Here is a 16748-nt window from a genome sequence, read left to right as displayed (position 1 = left end):
AGGGGGAGAGACACAATGGCGCACATTTACCGTCCGAAGCATCACGTCCGCTTTGTGACCGCATCGAGCTTGTTTGACGGCCATGACGCCTCGATCAACATTATGCGCCGCATTTTGCAGGCGAGCGGCGCCGAGGTCATCCATTTAGGCCATAACCGCTCGGTGGAGGAAATCGTCAATGCCGCCATTCAGGAAGATGTCCAAGGCATTGCCGTCTCCTCGTATCAAGGCGGGCATATGGAATTTTTTAAATATATGTACGATCTTCTCCAAGAGCGGGGGGCGTCCCACATCCGCATTTACGGCGGCGGGGGCGGCGTCATCATTCCGCGTGAAATCAAAGAGCTGCACGAATATGGCATCGCCCGCATTTTCTCGCCGGAAGACGGCCGCCGCCTCGGCTTGCAAGGGATGATCAACGTCATGCTTGAAGAGTGCGATTTTCCGACCGTGACGGCGGTGACCGATGAAATCGAACGGCTCGCGTCCGGTGATGTGCAGGCGATCGCCCGACTGATTACGCTGTGCGAATATCGCGCCGAGGGGGAAAACAAAGAGGCGGCCGCGGCGGCGGAAGCCGCCATTGAACAAGTGAAGGCGCTCGAGAAGCGCGTGCCGGTGCTCGGCATCACCGGCACAGGCGGAGCGGGGAAAAGCTCGCTCACCGATGAGCTCGTCCGCCGCTTTTTAAACGAAATTCCTGATATCAAAATCGCGATCTTGTCAGTCGACCCGACGAAGCAAAAAACGGGCGGGGCGTTGTTGGGCGACCGCATCCGGATGAACTCGATCAACTCGCCGCGCGTGTACATGAGAAGCTTGGCGACGCGCCATTCCCGCACGGAACTGTCGCCGGCGATCCGCGATGCCATTTCGGTTGTCAAAGCGGCCGGATTTGATCTTGTCATCATTGAAACGAGCGGGATCGGCCAAGGCGACGCCGCCATTACCGAAGTGTGCGACGTGTCGATGTACGTCATGACAAGCGAGTTCGGGGCGCCGACGCAGCTTGAGAAAATCGACATGATCGATTACGCGGATTTGATTGTCATTAATAAATTCGAGCGCAAAGGGTCAGAAGACGCAAAACGGCAAGTGCAAAAACAATATCAGCGCAGCCATCAGCTGTTTGACCGCGATGTTTCGGAAATGCCGGTGTACGGTACGATCGCCAGCCAGTTTAACGATCCGGGCACGAATACGCTCTTTGTCGCGCTCGTTGATACGATCAACAAAAAAACGGGCACGAACTGGAAGACGAGTTTAAAAACGGTCGCCAATGTCGAAAAGCATAATGTCATCATTCCGAACGAGCGCCGCTACTATTTGCGCGAAATCGCGGAAACGGTCCGCTCGTACCACCGCCGCGCCGAGCAGCAAGTCGAGGTTGCGCGCCGCCTCTTCCAAATCGAAGGGGCCATCGAAGCGGCAAAGGAACGGGGCGAAGCTGAAGACGTCATCCGCGCGCTCGAGACGCTCAAAGCGGATTATGAGGCGAAATTGACGCCCGAATCGAAGCGCATTTTAGCGACATGGGAAGAAACAAAAGCAAAATATGCGGCAAAACAATTTGTCACGAAAGTGCGCGATAAAGAAATCGTCACCGAACTGACGACGAAAACGTTGTCCGGTTTGGACATTCCGAAAGTCGTCTTGCCGAAATTCAAAGACTACGGAGAGATTTTGCGCTGGGTGTATAAAGAAAACGTCCCTGGCTCGTTCCCGTATACGGCTGGCGTCTTCCCGTTCAAGCGCCAAGGCGAAGACCCGAAACGGCAGTTTGCCGGCGAAGGGACGCCGGAGCGCACGAACCGCCGCTTCCATTACTTGTGCAAAGAAGACAAGGCGAAGCGGCTCAGCACCGCGTTCGACTCAGTGACGCTCTATGGCGAAGACCCGGACTATCGTCCGGACATTTTCGGCAAAATCGGAGAAAGCGGCGTCAGCGTCTGTACACTTGATGATATGAAAAAGCTGTACAAAGGGTTTGACTTGTGCGACCCGCTCACATCGGTGTCGATGACGATCAACGGACCGGCTCCGATTTTGCTGGCGATGTTTATGAATACGGCGATCGACCAGCAAGTCGAGAAAAAGGAAGCCGAGCTTGGCCGCCCGCTCACGCCGGAAGAGTACGAACAAGTGAAGGAATGGACGCTGCAAACGGTGCGCGGCACGGTGCAAGCCGATATTTTGAAAGAAGACCAAGGGCAAAACACGTGCATTTTCTCGACCGATTTCGCCTTAAAAATGATGGGCGACATTCAAGAGTATTTCATCAAGCACCGCGTCCGCAACTACTACTCGGTGTCGATCTCCGGCTACCATATCGCCGAGGCGGGGGCGAACCCGATCACGCAATTGGCGTTTACGCTTGCGAACGGCTTTACGTATGTCGAGTATTACTTGAGCCGCGGCATGCACATTGACGATTTTGCGCCGAACTTGTCGTTTTTCTTCAGCAACGGCCTCGATCCGGAGTATTCGGTCATCGGCCGCGTCGCCCGCCGCATTTGGGCGATCGTCATGCGCGAAAAATACGGCGCTAATGAACGAAGCCAAAAGCTGAAATACCATATCCAAACGTCCGGCCGTTCGTTGCACGCGCAGGAGATCGACTTCAACGACATCCGCACGACGTTGCAGGCGCTTCTGGCGATTTATGACAACTGCAACTCGCTGCATACGAACGCCTATGACGAAGCGATCACGACACCGACCGAAGAGTCGGTTCGTCGGGCGATGGCGATCCAACTCATTATCACGAAAGAGTTTGGCCTGACCAAAAACGAAAACCCGCTCCAAGGGTCGTTCATTATTGAAGAGTTGACCGACTTGGTCGAAGAAGCGGTGTTGCAAGAGTTTGAACGGCTCAACGACCGCGGCGGCGTGCTCGGGGCGATGGAGATGCAATACCAGCGCGGCAAAATTCAAGACGAATCTCTTTACTATGAAACGAAGAAACATAGCGGCGAACTGCCGATCATCGGCGTCAACACATTCTTAAACCCGAACCCGCCGTCAGAGGAGGAACTGAACAACATCCAGCTCGCCCGGGCGACGTATGAAGAAAAAGAGACGCAAATCCGCAACTTGCGCGAATTCCAAGAGCGGAACAAAGACAAAGCCGGCCCGGCGCTTGAACGGTTAAAACAAGTGGCAACAAGCGGCGGCAACATTTTCGAAGAATTGATGGAAACGGTTAAAACGGCCAGCCTCGGGCAAATCACCCGCGCCTTGTACGAAGTTGGCGGACAATACCGGCGGAATATGTAATTCAAGGGCGTTTCGTTGTTTGCGGCTTTAGATGGGCGGCCTCGATCACAATGGACAACGGCCCGTTGTCCTTTGGTGGATCGGTAGAATGATCAGCAACGGCCGTTGGCGTGCCGGCCCGCCGGAAGCGAAACGAACGGAACGCGGATTGGGCCAAAAGATCAAGACGAATTGGCTTCGTAAGGAAAAGTGGAGCGGCGTGACCAAAGGTGACTTTGACAACGGATATGTCGGAAGGAGGGCTGCCCTCGCCGCAGGGTTGCCCTCTTTTGCTTTTTTCGGCAAATGGGTAGCATAAACCCCGACAATTTGTTTATAATGAATGGTATGTATTCCACACTTGCATTCATTGGTTTCATTATATAGAAGGGGAGTGCTGAACTTGAGCCTGCAGCAGCAATACTCTCAAGAGGAATTGCAGGAAATGTCGTTCGTCGAGCTGGCGAACCTTATTTTGCTTGACAAGCGGGAGGCGCTGCCGTTTGATCAACTCGTCCGTGAAGCAGCAGCGCTGGCTGGCATATCGGAAGAAGAGATGGAGGCGCGGCTGGCCCAATATTACACCGATTTAAACATCGACGGCCGGTTTATTTGCGTTGGAGAAAACGTCTGGGGATTGCGCGCATGGTATCCGTTCGACCAGACAGAAGACGAAACGGTGACGATCGTCAAGCCGAAGAAGAAAAAAGCGCTTGATGATGAATACGACGAGTACGATGAGTTGCTTGACGAAGAAGATCTCGATTACGACGATTTGGATGAATATGATGAGGAAGAGCTCGAGCTTGATGAAGACGAGCTCTTGGAAGATGAAGAATTCGATTTGGACGAAGATGTCGCGTTTGACGACGACCTCCTTGGCGATGAAGAGTTTGAGCTGGACGATGCACCGCTCGATGAAGAACTTGATCTCGAAGAGCCGGAGGAAGACGAATAACCGCTTGACTTTGCCAGGGGAACCCGGTACAATGTGTGTTGGGCTCTTGAAAACGAACAAATGGATCGCTCCCTTACGTACGGTAAGCGGAGCGTTTTTTATTTGCGCCTTTCGCAAACACTGAAACTGTTACCGCAATTTCGGCAAGGGGGAAGACAAAATGACGAAATACATTTTTGTGACAGGCGGCGTTGTTTCCTCGCTCGGAAAAGGGATTACGGCGGCTTCGCTCGGGCGTTTGTTGAAAAACCGCGGGTTGAACGTGACGATTCAAAAGTTTGACCCATACATCAACATCGACCCAGGGACGATGAGCCCGTACCAGCACGGCGAGGTGTTCGTCACCGACGACGGGGCGGAAACGGATTTGGACTTGGGGCATTATGAACGATTCATTGATATTAATTTGAACAAATACAGCAACGTGACGACAGGAAAAATTTATTCCGCCGTCATCCGCAAAGAGCGGCGCGGCGATTACTTGGGCGGCACGGTGCAAGTCATCCCGCACATTACCAACGAAATTAAAGAGCGCGTCTTCCGTGCCGGAAGAGAGACGAACGCCGATGTCGTCATTACGGAAATCGGCGGCACGGTCGGCGATATTGAATCGCTTCCGTTTTTAGAAGCCATCCGCCAAATCAAAAGCGATGTCGGCCGCGAAAACGTCATGTACATCCATTGCACGCTCGTGCCGTACATCAAGGCTGCTGGGGAAATGAAAACGAAGCCGACGCAGCATAGCGTGAAAGAATTGCGCAGCCTCGGCATTCAGCCGAACGTCATCGTCGTGCGCACGGAAATGCCGATGCCGCAAGAAATGAAAGAAAAAATCGCCCTCTTTTGCGACATTGACCCGAGAGCGGTCATTGAATCGCGCGATGCGGATACGCTGTATGCGGTCCCGCTTATGCTTCAAGAACAAAAGCTGGACCAAATCGTGTGCGAACATTTGCGCCTCAACTGCCGCGAAGCGGATATGACCGAATGGAAGGCGCTCGTCGAGAAAGTGCGCAACTTATCGAAAACGACGAAAATCGCTTTGGTTGGCAAATACGTCGAGCTTCCGGACGCTTACATTTCCGTGGTCGAAGCGCTTCGCCATGCCGGCTATGCGTTTGATACGGATATTGACATTCAATGGGTGAATGCGGAGCACGTGACGCGCGACAATGCAGCGGAGTTGCTGAAAGAAGCGGACGGCATTTTGGTTCCGGGCGGGTTCGGCGACCGCGGCGTCGAAGGGAAGATTGAGGCGATCCGCTACGCCCGCGAACAGCGCGTGCCGTTTTTGGGCATTTGCTTAGGAATGCAGCTCGCCTCGATTGAATTTGCTCGCCATGTCGTCGGCCTGAAAGGCGCCCATTCGTCCGAGTTTGACCCGAACACGCCGCATCCGATCATCGACTTGCTTCCGGAACAAAAGGATGTCGAAGATTTAGGCGGCACGCTCCGCCTCGGCTTGTATCCGTGCAAGCTACAGGAAGGAACGCTTGCTTACGCCGCCTACGGCGATGAAGTCATTTACGAGCGCCATCGCCATCGGTACGAATTCAACAACCAATACCGGCCGATCATGGAAGAGCACGGCTTCGTCTTTTCCGGCACGAGCCCGGACGGACGGTTGGTTGAAGTGATCGAACTCAGGGACCATCCGTGGTTCGTCGCCGCGCAATTTCATCCGGAATTCACCTCGCGCCCGACGCGGCCGCAGCCGCTGTTCCGCGAGTTTGTCAGAGCGTCGCTGAAACAGTGACGAAAAAGGGGCTGTCCCAAAAAGCCGCCGAACGGCCTTTTGGGTTCAGCCCCCTTTCTTTTTTTCAAGCACGATGCTCGTTTGGCTAGGCACGGCTTCTCTTCTTCTTTGCCTTCAGCCGGCGGGAGAGGCTCGTTTGGATGGCGGCCGTTACTCATATTCCGCCAAAATTTCATCGAGCAACACACGCAGCCCGTAGTAGACAAAGGAAGCCGTGATGATCGTCGGCATGCCGATGCGGCGGCCGTCTTCGGTCGGCACGAGCGGGCGGGAAAGTTTGCTGTCGATAAAGACGGCGGCCATATCGGCCAGTCCGGGTTCATCCTTGACGAGCGCCGCGACGGCGACTGCATCGACGCCGTGCTTCTGCAGCTGTTCGACAAGGCGAATGGCCTCAGGATCATTGGAAAAGCGGGCAAACAAAAGCGCTCGGTCCGTCTCCTGCCAGTCATCGGTTGCTGTCGGCTCAAGCCGTTTGGCTTTTGGCAGCGGATCGGGGCCAAGAAGCGCGGCGGTGACGACCGCATCGAGTTCGCCTATGCCATACAGCCAAATGCATCCATCGCCGATGGCGGCCTGAGCGAGCAGACGCGCCCCGTCTTCGAGCGCCAGCTCCTCGTCCGCGGCGATTTTTTGCAACAATCCGATCGTTTGCGTCGTCAAAATTTTCACGGTTCGGCCTCCCTTCGCCGCTATTATACAAAATCGGCAAACAACAAGAAAAGCAAGCAGGAAATGGGTTTGCCAAATGCGAAACATTAATAGGGAGAAAACAGGGAATAGAGGTGCATAACGGTGGGAAACAAAATTTTGATTGTCGACGACCAGTATGGCATCCGCATTTTGCTCAATGAAGTGTTTCAGCGGGAAGGGTATGTAACGTATCAAGCAGCCAACGGCATGCAGGCGCTCGAAATCGCCCGCAAACATCACCCCAATCTTGTGCTTCTTGATATGAAAATTCCTGGCATGGACGGCATTGAAATTTTAAAACGGTTAAAAGACATCGATCCGGATATTAAGGTGATCATCATGACCGCCTACGGGGAGCTTGATATGATTCAAGAAACGAAAGAGCTCGGGGCGCTTATGCATTTTGCCAAGCCGTTTGATATTGACGATTTGCGCGCTGCCGTCAAAAAATACATTACTGCCTAGACGGCGCCATCGATGGGCGGCTTTCCTTTGGCAAAGAAAGTGCATCGATGGACATTGATGACGCTGTCGTCTTTAGGAGAATAAAGGATGGAAATGTTGCTGTTTTGCCGGCAAGTTGGTATGCTTATAACGTAGATGGATTTTGCGCCTGTGGGCCCAGTCATCGCCAAGGCGACAAAGACGACGATCAGCTAAGGAGGATGTAACCATGCCGTTAGTATCGATGAAAGAGATGCTCAACGAGGCGCTGCGCGGCAAATACGCGGTCGGTCAATTTAACATTAACAACTTGGAGTGGACGCAAGCCATTTTAGCGGCGGCCGAAGAGGAAAAATCGCCGGTCATTCTTGGTGTCTCCGAAGGGGCGGCTCGCTATATGAGCGGATTCAAAACGGTCGTCAACATGGTCAAAGGCTTAATGGAAGACATGAACATCACCGTTCCGGTCGCCATCCATCTCGACCATGGATCGAGCTTTGAAAAATGCAAAGCGGCGATTGACGCCGGGTTCACCTCGGTTATGATTGACGCCTCTCACCATCCATTTGAAGAAAACGTCCGCATCACCTCGCAAGTCGTTGAATATGCTCATGCGCGCGGCGTTTCGGTCGAAGCGGAGCTCGGCATCGTCGGCGGGCAGGAAGACGACGTCGTCGGCGAAGGAATCATTTACGCCGACCCGAAAGAGTGCGAAGAGCTGGTCAAACGGACAGGCGTCGACTGTCTCGCTCCGGCGCTCGGTTCTGTGCACGGCCCATACAAAGGAGAGCCGAAGCTCGGATTTGCCGAAATGGAACAAATCCGCGACTTAACCGGCGTTCCGCTTGTGCTTCACGGCGGCACCGGCATTCCGACCGAGCAAATTCAGCGCGCTATTTCCCTTGGCACATCGAAAATCAATGTCAATACGGAAAATCAAATGGCGTTTACGAAAGTCGTCCGCGAGCTGCTTGCCAAAGACCCGAACGTATACGACCCGCGCAAAATCATCGGCCCGGGCCGCGACGCCATCAAAGCGACGGTCATTGGCAAAATGCGCGAGTTCGGCTCGTCTGGAAAAGCGGTGCGATAACGAGCGGGATCAACGCAGCGGCTCAGCAGGCGGCGTTTGGCCGCCGCACGGCCGTCTTTGCATGTGCAACGAATAACAAGGAGGGTCAACCGTGAAATTTTTCATCGACACTGCCAACTTGGAAGAAATCAAACACGCCCATGAACTCGGCATTTTGGCCGGAGTGACGACCAACCCGAGCCTTGTGGCGAAGGAGAACGTATCGTTCCATGATCGGTTGCGCGAAATTACATCGATCGTTTCCGGTTCGGTGAGCGCCGAAGTCATTTCGACCGACGCTGCCGGCATGATCGCTGAAGGCGAAGAGCTGGCGAAAATCGCTCCGAACATTACGATCAAAGTGCCGATGACGCCGGAAGGCTTAAAAGCAGTCAAGGCGTTCAGCGAAAAAGGGATTCAAACGAACGTGACGCTTGTGTTCACCGCCAACCAGGCGCTCTTGGCCGCACGCGCCGGCGCGACGTACGTCTCTCCGTTCCTCGGCCGCCTCGATGACATCGGCCATAACGGTTTAGAGCTCATTTCCACCATCGCTGAGATTTTCAACATTCATGGCATTGAAACGGAAATCATCGCCGCTTCGATCCGCCATCCGCACCACGTGACGGAAGCGGCGCTGCGCGGGGCGCATATTGCCACGGTTCCGTACAAGGTGCTTATGCAATTGTTCAACCATCCGCTGACCGATCAAGGAATTGAGAAGTTTCTCGCCGACTGGAATCGGCAAAAATGAAAGTAAGCCGTTTGCCTCTTGGGTGAAGCGGGCTCGCTCTGCCGCGTTCAGGCCGGAAGTGATGAGCCCGCCCGGCTTTGCTTTTTCGTCCCAGGGGTGAAGCCAACTTCCGAGCAAAGAAGGGAGACGACGATGGATAAAATGAAAATTATCGGCGGAGATCGACTGCGGGGAACGATCAAAGTGAGCGGTGCGAAAAACAGCGCGGTCGCTTTGATTCCTGCAGCGATTTTGGCCGATTCGCCGGTGACGATCGAGGGGTTGCCGGACATTTCCGACGTGCACATTTTAGGAAGCTTGATCGAAGAAATCGGCGGCTCGTTTTCGTTTGACGGCAAAGAGGCGGTCATCGACCCGACGAATATGGTGTCCATGCCGCTTCCGAATGGGAAGGTGAAAAAGCTGCGCGCCTCCTACTATTTGATGGGGGCGATGCTTGGCCGCTTCAAAAAAGCGGTCGTCGGCTTGCCGGGCGGATGTCATCTCGGTCCGCGCCCGATTGACCAGCATATCAAAGGGTTTGAGGCGCTGGGCGCCACCGTAACGAACGAGCAGGGCGCGATTTATTTGCGCGCGGAAGAACTGCGCGGAGCCCGCATTTTTTTGGACGTCGTCAGCGTCGGCGCAACGATCAACATCATGCTGGCGGCGGTGCGCGCCAAAGGGCGGACGATTATCGAAAATGCGGCGAAAGAGCCGGAAATCATCGATGTAGCGACATTGCTTTCGAATATGGGCGCGAAAATCAAAGGAGCCGGCACCGATGTGATCCGCATTGACGGCGTCGAAAAATTATCGGGCTGCCGCCATGCCATCATCCCGGATCGGATCGAAGCCGGGACGTACATGATTGCCGCCGCGGCCACCAATGGCGAAGTCGTCGTCGACAACGTCATCCCGCAGCACGTTGAATCGCTGACGGCCAAATTGCGCGAAATGGGGGTGCGCGTGGAGACGGGGGAAGATCAAATTCTCGTCTGCGGCACCGACGTTTTGAAAGCGGTTGACGTCAAGACGCTCGTCTATCCGGGCTTCCCGACTGATCTGCAGCAGCCGTTTACCGCGCTGCTGACAAAAGCTAACGGCACAAGCGTCGTCACCGACACGATTTACAGCGCCCGCTTCAAGCATGTCGATGAATTGCGGCGCATGAACGCCAATGTAAAAGTCGAAGGCCGCTCAGCCATCGTCACCGGCCCCGTCAAACTGCAAGGGGCGAAAGTGAAGGCAAGCGATTTGCGCGCCGGGGCGGCGCTTGTCATTGCCGGGCTGATGGCCGAAGGAGTGACTGAGATCACCGGCGTCGAGCATATCGACCGCGGCTACAGCAACCTCGTCGAAAAACTGTCTGACATCGGCGCCACCATTTGGCGCGAAAAAATGACCGATGAAGAAATCGAGCAAGTGAAAAACGCGTAACGTCCAGTCGACAAAGGGGAAGGGGAGAACGACGATGGAACGAAGCTTATCGATGGAACTCGTGCGCGTCACCGAAGCGGCGGCGCTTGCCGCCGCCCGCTGGATGGGGCGCGGGAAAAAGAATGAGGCCGATGACGCCGCGACGTCGGCGATGCGCGACGTGTTTGACACCGTGCCGATGAAAGGCACCGTCGTCATCGGCGAAGGGGAAATGGACGAAGCGCCGATGCTGTATATCGGGGAAAAGCTCGGCAACGGCTATGGCCCGCGCGTCGATGTCGCTGTCGACCCGCTTGAAGGGACGAACATCGTCGCTTCCGGGGGATGGAACGCCCTGGCTGTCGTCGCGGTCGCTGACCACGGCCATCTGCTTCATGCGCCGGACATGTACATGGAGAAAATCGCCGTCGGGCCGGAAGCGGTCGGGATGATTGACATTGAGGCGCCGATCATCGACAATTTAAAGGCGGTGGCGAAGGCGAAAAACAAAGATATTGAAGACGTCGTCGCGGTTGTCCTCAACCGTCCGCGCCATGAGCGTCTCATTCATGAGCTGCGCGAAGCCGGCGCCCGCATTAAGCTCATCAATGACGGCGATGTCGCCGCCGCCATTAACACGGCGTTCGACCATACCGGCGTTGACATTTTGTTCGGCTCGGGCGGCGCGCCGGAAGGAGTGCTCGCGGCGGTCGCGTTGAAATGCCTTGGCGGCGAACTGCAAGGGAAGCTGCTGCCGCAAAACGACGATGAAGTCGAGCGGTGCAAACAAATGGGCATTGACGTCAACAAAGTGCTGCGCATGGACGATTTGGTGAAAGGAGACGACGCGATTTTTGCCGCCACCGGCGTCACCGACGGCGAGCTGCTGCGCGGCGTGCGGCTGAAAGGGGCGTACGGCCTCACCCACTCCGTCGTCATGCGGGCCAAGTCCGGCACGGTCCGCTTCATCGAAGGGCGGCACAGTTTGAAGAAAAAACCGAACTTAGTCATCAAATGATATCCTACCATCCGGCCGGGCGCCGGAGCCGCGCCTGGCTCGGAAAAACAAAAAAATATTGATTAAAAAGAAGAAAAAAGGGTAAAATAGTCGTGTTACTTGTGCAAAAATAAGCTCTGCCATTCTACTTCTTTATTTCATTTCAGCCTTCATCATCTTCGAAATGAATCCCTTCGCCTGTCGAATTGATGACAAATACGTCCGAACACGAACGATGGGAGAATAGGAAAATTTGCAAAGTGTGGTGTCAAGATGGAATTAACGTTAGCAGCATTAGAAAACATGAAATTGAAGGAGCTGTATGAGCTCGCCAGACAATACAAAATTTCATACTACAGCAAGTTGACGAAAAAGGAGCTTATTTTTGCCATTTTGAAAGCGCGTGCCGAACAAGACGGCCTCTTTTTCATGGAAGGCATCCTCGAAATCATTCCGTCGGAAGGATTCGGCTTTTTGCGCCCGATCAACTATTCCCCGAGCTCGGAAGACATTTACATTTCCGCTTCCCAAATCCGCCGTTTTGATTTGCGCAACGGGGATAAAGTATCCGGCAAAGTGCGGCCGCCGAAAGAAAATGAACGCTACTTCGGCTTGCTTCATGTCGAAGCGGTCAACGGAGAAGACCCGGAAGTCGCCAAGGAGCGCGTTCACTTTCCAGCGTTGACGCCGCTTTACCCGAATCGGCAAATGAAGCTGGAGACAACGCCGGACAAGCTGTCGACCCGCATCATCGACTTGATCGCTCCCGTCGGCTTTGGCCAGCGCGGGTTGATCGTCGCGCCGCCGAAAGCGGGGAAGACGATGCTGCTGAAGGAAATCGCCAACAGCATCACCACGAACCACCCGGATGTCGAGCTGATCGTTTTGCTCATTGACGAACGGCCGGAAGAAGTGACCGACATCGAGCGGTCGGTGCAAGGCGACGTCGTCAGCTCGACGTTTGATGAGGTGCCGGAAAACCATATTAAAGTGGCCGAGCTTGTCTTAGAACGGGCGATGCGGCTAGTCGAGCATAAGCGCGACGTCGTCATTTTAATGGACAGCATCACCCGCCTTGCTCGGGCGTACAACTTAGTCATTCCGCCGAGCGGACGCACGCTCTCCGGCGGGATCGACCCGGCGGCGTTCCACCGTCCGAAGCGGTTTTTCGGCGCGGCGCGCAACATCGAAGAAGGCGGCAGCTTGACGATTTTGGCGACCGCCCTCATTGACACCGGATCGCGCATGGATGACGTCATTTACGAGGAATTTAAAGGCACCGGCAATATGGAGCTCCATCTTGACCGCTCGCTCGCCGAGCGCCGCATTTTTCCGGCGATCGACATTCGCCGCTCGGGAACGCGCAAAGAGGAGCTGCTTATCCCGAAAGAACATTTGGAAAAGCTGTGGGCGATCCGCAAAACGATGGCCGATTCGCCCGACTTTATCGAGCGGTTTTTGAACAAATTGCGCCGGACGAAGTCAAACGAAGAGTTTTTCGCCTTGCTCGATCAGGAATGGAAACAGGGCGGCCCGCTCCGCCTCTAGGCGGTTGGCGGAATTTGCCGCGAATCGCCCGTTGCAAACTGACAGAAAAGCTGTTATAATCTTAACATGTGTGTTTTGGCTATCGCCTTTCTGTTTGTGCGATCCGTGATTTGCACCGGCCGGGTTCGCTTCGGTGGAGTCCCGGCTGTTCCATGCGCTGCGCCTTGCCAAACGGGCGGGCGCGCATAAGCATGAAGCGTTCCATGCTACGAATCACTCTGTTTCGATAAGATACAGGGCGGAAGGAGATGAAAACGATGAAACAAGGCATCCATCCAGAGTACAAAAAAGTCATCGTCCGTTGCGCATGCGGCAACGAATTCGAAAGCGGTTCGGTCAAAGACGAGCTGCGCGTGGAGATTTGCTCGGAATGCCATCCGTTCTTCACGGGCAAACAAAAATTTGTTACGGCAGCGGGCCGCGTGGATAAGTTCAATAAAAAATACGGCATTAAGTAAACAAGAATTGACGAAAGCAGGCAAGCGAAACTTGCCTGCTTTTTCGTGAGAGCAGATGGAAGGCCGGTTGCTTATAAGGCTGATCCCGCTGATCGTCGCGATGGCAGACGGCAAGGAGCGGCCGATGGTTTGAGGACAGTGTTGTGTGAAAGGAGAGGCCCCGATGTACGTGATGACGCAGTCCGGCTGGCTTGAGGTCATTTGCGGCTGCATGTTTTCCGGCAAATCAGAAGAATTGATTCGCCGCGTCCGCCGCGCTCAGTTTGCCAAGCAGGAAGTGAAAGTGTTCAAACCGACGATCGACAATCGTTATAGCGAAGACGCAGTCGTGTCGCACAACGGCAATTCGGTGATCGCCATTCCGGTCGCGACGCCGGCGGAAATGTTCCGCTACATTTCCGCCGCCACCGACGTCGTCGCCATCGATGAAGTGCAGTTTTTTTCCGACGACATCATCGATGTGGTCCAAACGCTCGCTGATTGCGGCTACCGCGTCATCGCCGCCGGGCTCGACCAAGATTTTCGCGGCGAACCGTTTGGCCCCGTGCCGGCGCTGATGGCGATCGCTGAGTCGGTGACGAAGCTGCAGGCGGTTTGCACGGTATGCGGTTCCCCGGCCAGCCGGACGCAGCGGCTCATTAACGGTGCGCCCGCCTCTTATGACGATCCGGTGATTCTCGTCGGCGCCAGTGAAGCGTATGAGCCGCGCTGCCGCCATCACCACGAGGTGCCCGGCAAACCGAAAAAGCGGTACAACCGCCCGCTTGCTGGACATACGGGTGAGTGACGGTGAGGCGATCATCGATGTTGTTCGATCGTTTACAATCTCCCACCTCTACGCGTTTGCGTAGGTGAGAGAGCGTTCAAGGCTTACTACGTATCATCAATGGCGGTCATGGACATCCTAACAGCTAAGGAGGCGAAAAAGGATGAGACGCATCTGGCTGTTAGGAATGATCTTACTGCTTTCGGCCTGTTCGTTGAATCCGGATCATCCGTCCTACCGCCAGCAAAGCGAGGACAAAAACGGCGCGCGGCTGATGACGGACGGGCGGCCGAAAATCGACGCCGACCGCGACTTGTACAACAACTTCGACGATCCGGAAAAGGTGCGGCAAAACCCGAATTTTATCAGCTTGACCGAAGGAAGCGAAAACCAGCGCGCCGATACGCGCAAGGCAGCGCAACTCATTGAGCGGTACACCGATTACCACGCCGACTCCATCTGGTTTCACGGCGGCAATATGTATGTGACGGTCGATGTGCCGGAAGAGCTGTCTGACGAGGAGCGGCAGCGCGAGGCGCAACGCATTGACAAGCTGCTGACAAAAGCGATCCCGACATACGAGATCATCGTGCGCGTCAACTGAGAGCTCCCGCTTGCCAAAAGCGGGGGTTTTTGTTTGGCTTCATTTCATGCTATAATCTAAAATTAGACTGTGTGGGAAAAACAGAGGTGAATGATGTGTTTGACCGGTTGGAAGCTGTGGAGCAACGGTATGAAAAGCTCAATGAACTGTTGATGGACCCCGATGTCATCAACGATCCGAAAAAGCTGCGCGATTATTCCAAAGAGCAGGCGGATTTGGAAGAAACGGTGCAAACGTACCGCGAATACAAATCGGTTCGCGAGCAGCTGGCCGAAGCGAAAGCGATGCTCGAAGAAAAGCTGGAGCCGGAGCTGCGCGAGATGGTGAAAGAGGAAATCGGCGAACTGGAAGAACGGGAAGAGGCGCTCGTTGAAAAGCTGAAAGTGTTGCTCTTGCCGAAAGATCCGAACGATGAGAAAAACGTCATTATGGAAATCCGCGCGGCCGCCGGCGGCGAAGAGGCGGCGCTATTTGCCGGCGACTTGTACCGGATGTATACGCGCTATGCGGAATCGCAAGGGTGGAAGACGGAAGTGATCGAAGCGAGCCCGACCGGCCTCGGCGGCTATAAAGAAATCATTTTTATGATCAACGGCAAAGGGGCGTATTCAAAACTGAAGTTTGAAAACGGCGCGCACCGCGTCCAGCGCGTCCCGGAAACGGAGTCAGGCGGGCGCATCCATACGTCGACGGCGACGGTCGCCTGCCTGCCGGAGATGGAAGAAATCGAAGTCGAAATCAATGAAAAAGACATTCGCGTCGACACGTTCGCCTCAAGCGGACCGGGCGGGCAAAGCGTCAACACGACGATGTCGGCCGTGCGCCTCACCCATATTCCGACCGGCATTGTCGTCACGTGCCAAGACGAAAAATCGCAAATCAAAAACAAAGAAAAAGCGATGAAAGTATTGCGCGCCCGCATTTACGATAAATACCAGCAAGAAGCGCGCGCTGAATACGACCAAACGCGCAAGCAAGCTGTCGGCACCGGCGATCGTTCTGAACGCATTCGCACGTACAACTTCCCGCAAAACCGCGTCACCGACCACCGCATCGGACTGACGATCCAAAAGCTCGATCAAGTGCTCGATGGGCATTTGGATGAAATCATCGAGGCGCTCATTTTGGACGACCAAGCGAAAAAATTGGAGCAAGCGAACGATGCGTCGTAACGTACATGAAGTCCTCGCCTGGGCTTCTTCTTTTTTGCGCGCCCACGGAAAAGAGGAGCGGGCGGCGGAGTGGCTATTGTGCCACCATTTGCGCACCGATCGGGCCGGGCTGTTCGCCCGCTGGCGCGAGCCGGTCGACGAAGCGGTATATGAACGGTTTGCGGCCGATGTGCGCCGCCATGCGGTGGACCATGTGCCGATTCAATATTTGATCGGCTATGAATCGTTTTACGGCCGGCCGTTTCTTGTCAACCGCCATGTGTTAATCCCGCGCCCGGAAACGGAAGAACTTGTGCTTGGCGTCCTAAAGCGGGTGCCGCGCCTATTTGCTGGTCGGAAGCGGATCGATGTCGTTGACGTCGGCACTGGCAGCGGGGCGATCGCCGTGACATTGGCGCTGGAGAACAAAGCGCTGTCCGTGACGGCAATCGACATTTCCACAGAAGCGCTCGCGGTCGCCCGTGAAAACGCCCGGCGGCTCGGGGCGAACGTTTCATTTTTGTGCGGCGATTTGCTGCAGCCGTTCATTGTCATGGGGCGGACGGTCGATGTCGTCGTTTCCAATCCGCCGTACATTCCAGAGACGGACGCCGCTATGCTTTCCCCGGTCGTCAAAAACTATGAGCCGCACACGGCGCTCTTTGGCGGCCGCGACGGGCTTGATTTTTACCGCCGCTTCGCCCGCGAGCTGCCGCTTGTGCTCGGTGCGCCGGCGCTTGCCGCTTTTGAAGTCGGCGCCGGGCAAGGGGAAGCAGTGGCGGCGCTCTTGGCCGCAGCGTTTCCAGAAGCCGAAGTGGAAGTTGATTTTGACCTCAACGGCAAAGACCGGATGGTGTACATGACGCGGCCGAAAAACGGGAAAAAGTGTTAGAT

15 protein-coding genes are annotated in these 16748 nt (G+C 55.1%); 14 read left to right on the top strand and 1 reads right to left on the bottom strand.

Annotated features, from left to right (window positions below):
* Positions 1-15: 15 nt before the first annotated feature.
* The 3 genes from icmF (at position 16) to BRO54_RS01255 (ending at position 5969) form a co-directional block, all read left to right on the top strand.
* Positions 16-3276: a fused isobutyryl-CoA mutase/GTPase IcmF gene (gene icmF / locus BRO54_RS01270; protein WP_074042871.1), complete on the top strand. Its 3261-nt coding sequence runs from the start codon at positions 16-18 to the stop codon at positions 3274-3276.
* Positions 3277-3658: 382 nt separating this feature from the next.
* Complete coding sequence (rpoE, locus tag BRO54_RS01260; protein WP_074042869.1) at positions 3659-4213, top strand: DNA-directed RNA polymerase subunit delta; 555 nt, start codon at positions 3659-3661, stop codon at positions 4211-4213.
* A 160-nt stretch (positions 4214-4373) separates the two neighbouring features.
* Positions 4374-5969 carry a CTP synthase gene (locus BRO54_RS01255; RefSeq protein WP_074042868.1) on the top strand — a complete coding sequence of 532 codons (1596 nt, stop codon included), beginning with the start codon at positions 4374-4376 and terminating at the stop codon, positions 5967-5969.
* Positions 5970-6119: 150 nt separating this feature from the next.
* Here the strand turns inward: BRO54_RS01255 and BRO54_RS01250 are convergent, their stop codons facing one another.
* Positions 6120-6641, bottom strand: a complete 522-nt coding sequence (locus tag BRO54_RS01250) for a DUF2529 domain-containing protein (RefSeq protein ID WP_074042867.1) — start codon at positions 6639-6641, stop codon at positions 6120-6122.
* Between the two features lie 123 nt (positions 6642-6764).
* On the opposite strand from BRO54_RS01250, the gene BRO54_RS01245 reads away from it, so the two are divergent.
* The 11 genes from BRO54_RS01245 (at position 6765) to prmC (ending at position 16746) form a co-directional block, all read left to right on the top strand.
* Complete coding sequence (locus BRO54_RS01245; RefSeq protein ID WP_074042866.1) at positions 6765-7127, top strand: response regulator; 363 nt, start codon at positions 6765-6767, stop codon at positions 7125-7127.
* A gap of 208 nt (positions 7128-7335) precedes the next feature.
* Complete coding sequence (locus tag BRO54_RS01240) at positions 7336-8199, top strand: class II fructose-bisphosphate aldolase (RefSeq protein ID WP_074042865.1); 864 nt, start codon at positions 7336-7338, stop codon at positions 8197-8199.
* A gap of 91 nt (positions 8200-8290) precedes the next feature.
* Positions 8291-8932: a fructose-6-phosphate aldolase gene (gene fsa, locus BRO54_RS01235; RefSeq protein ID WP_011232852.1), complete on the top strand. Its 642-nt coding sequence runs from the start codon at positions 8291-8293 to the stop codon at positions 8930-8932.
* Positions 8933-9064: 132 nt separating this feature from the next.
* Positions 9065-10351: a UDP-N-acetylglucosamine 1-carboxyvinyltransferase gene (locus BRO54_RS01230; protein WP_074042864.1), complete on the top strand. Its 1287-nt coding sequence runs from the start codon at positions 9065-9067 to the stop codon at positions 10349-10351.
* 34 nt (positions 10352-10385) lie between these two features.
* The gene (gene glpX / locus BRO54_RS01225) at positions 10386-11348 is read left to right on the top strand and encodes a class II fructose-bisphosphatase (RefSeq protein ID WP_011232850.1); all 963 of its coding nucleotides are present in this window, start codon (positions 10386-10388) and stop codon (positions 11346-11348) included.
* A 252-nt stretch (positions 11349-11600) separates the two neighbouring features.
* On the top strand, positions 11601-12875 hold the full coding sequence (gene rho, locus BRO54_RS01220) for a transcription termination factor Rho (RefSeq protein ID WP_013146620.1): 1275 nt from the start codon (positions 11601-11603) through the stop codon (positions 12873-12875).
* Between the two features lie 257 nt (positions 12876-13132).
* Positions 13133-13333, top strand: coding sequence for a 50S ribosomal protein L31 (gene rpmE, locus BRO54_RS01215; protein ID WP_074042863.1), 201 nt, complete (start codon positions 13133-13135; stop codon positions 13331-13333).
* Between the two features lie 163 nt (positions 13334-13496).
* Entirely contained in the window at positions 13497-14120 is a 624-nt protein-coding gene (locus BRO54_RS01210) for a thymidine kinase (RefSeq protein WP_074042862.1), read from the top strand.
* Positions 14121-14262: 142 nt separating this feature from the next.
* The gene (locus BRO54_RS01205; RefSeq protein WP_074042861.1) at positions 14263-14703 is read left to right on the top strand and encodes a hypothetical protein; all 441 of its coding nucleotides are present in this window, start codon (positions 14263-14265) and stop codon (positions 14701-14703) included.
* Positions 14704-14798: 95 nt separating this feature from the next.
* A complete protein-coding gene (gene prfA, locus BRO54_RS01200; RefSeq protein ID WP_011232845.1) occupies positions 14799-15875 on the top strand; it encodes a peptide chain release factor 1 in 1077 nt (358 codons plus the stop codon).
* Positions 15865-16746, top strand: a complete 882-nt coding sequence (prmC, locus tag BRO54_RS01195; RefSeq protein WP_074042860.1) for a peptide chain release factor N(5)-glutamine methyltransferase — start codon at positions 15865-15867, stop codon at positions 16744-16746. Before prfA ends, prmC begins: the two co-directional genes overlap by 11 nt.
* The last annotated feature ends 2 nt before the right edge of the window (positions 16747-16748 follow it).

The organism is Geobacillus proteiniphilus, from assembly GCF_001908025.1.
Lineage (GTDB): Bacteria > Bacillota > Bacilli > Bacillales > Anoxybacillaceae > Geobacillus > Geobacillus proteiniphilus.
This window is presented reverse-complemented; position numbering and strand designations above follow the sequence as displayed.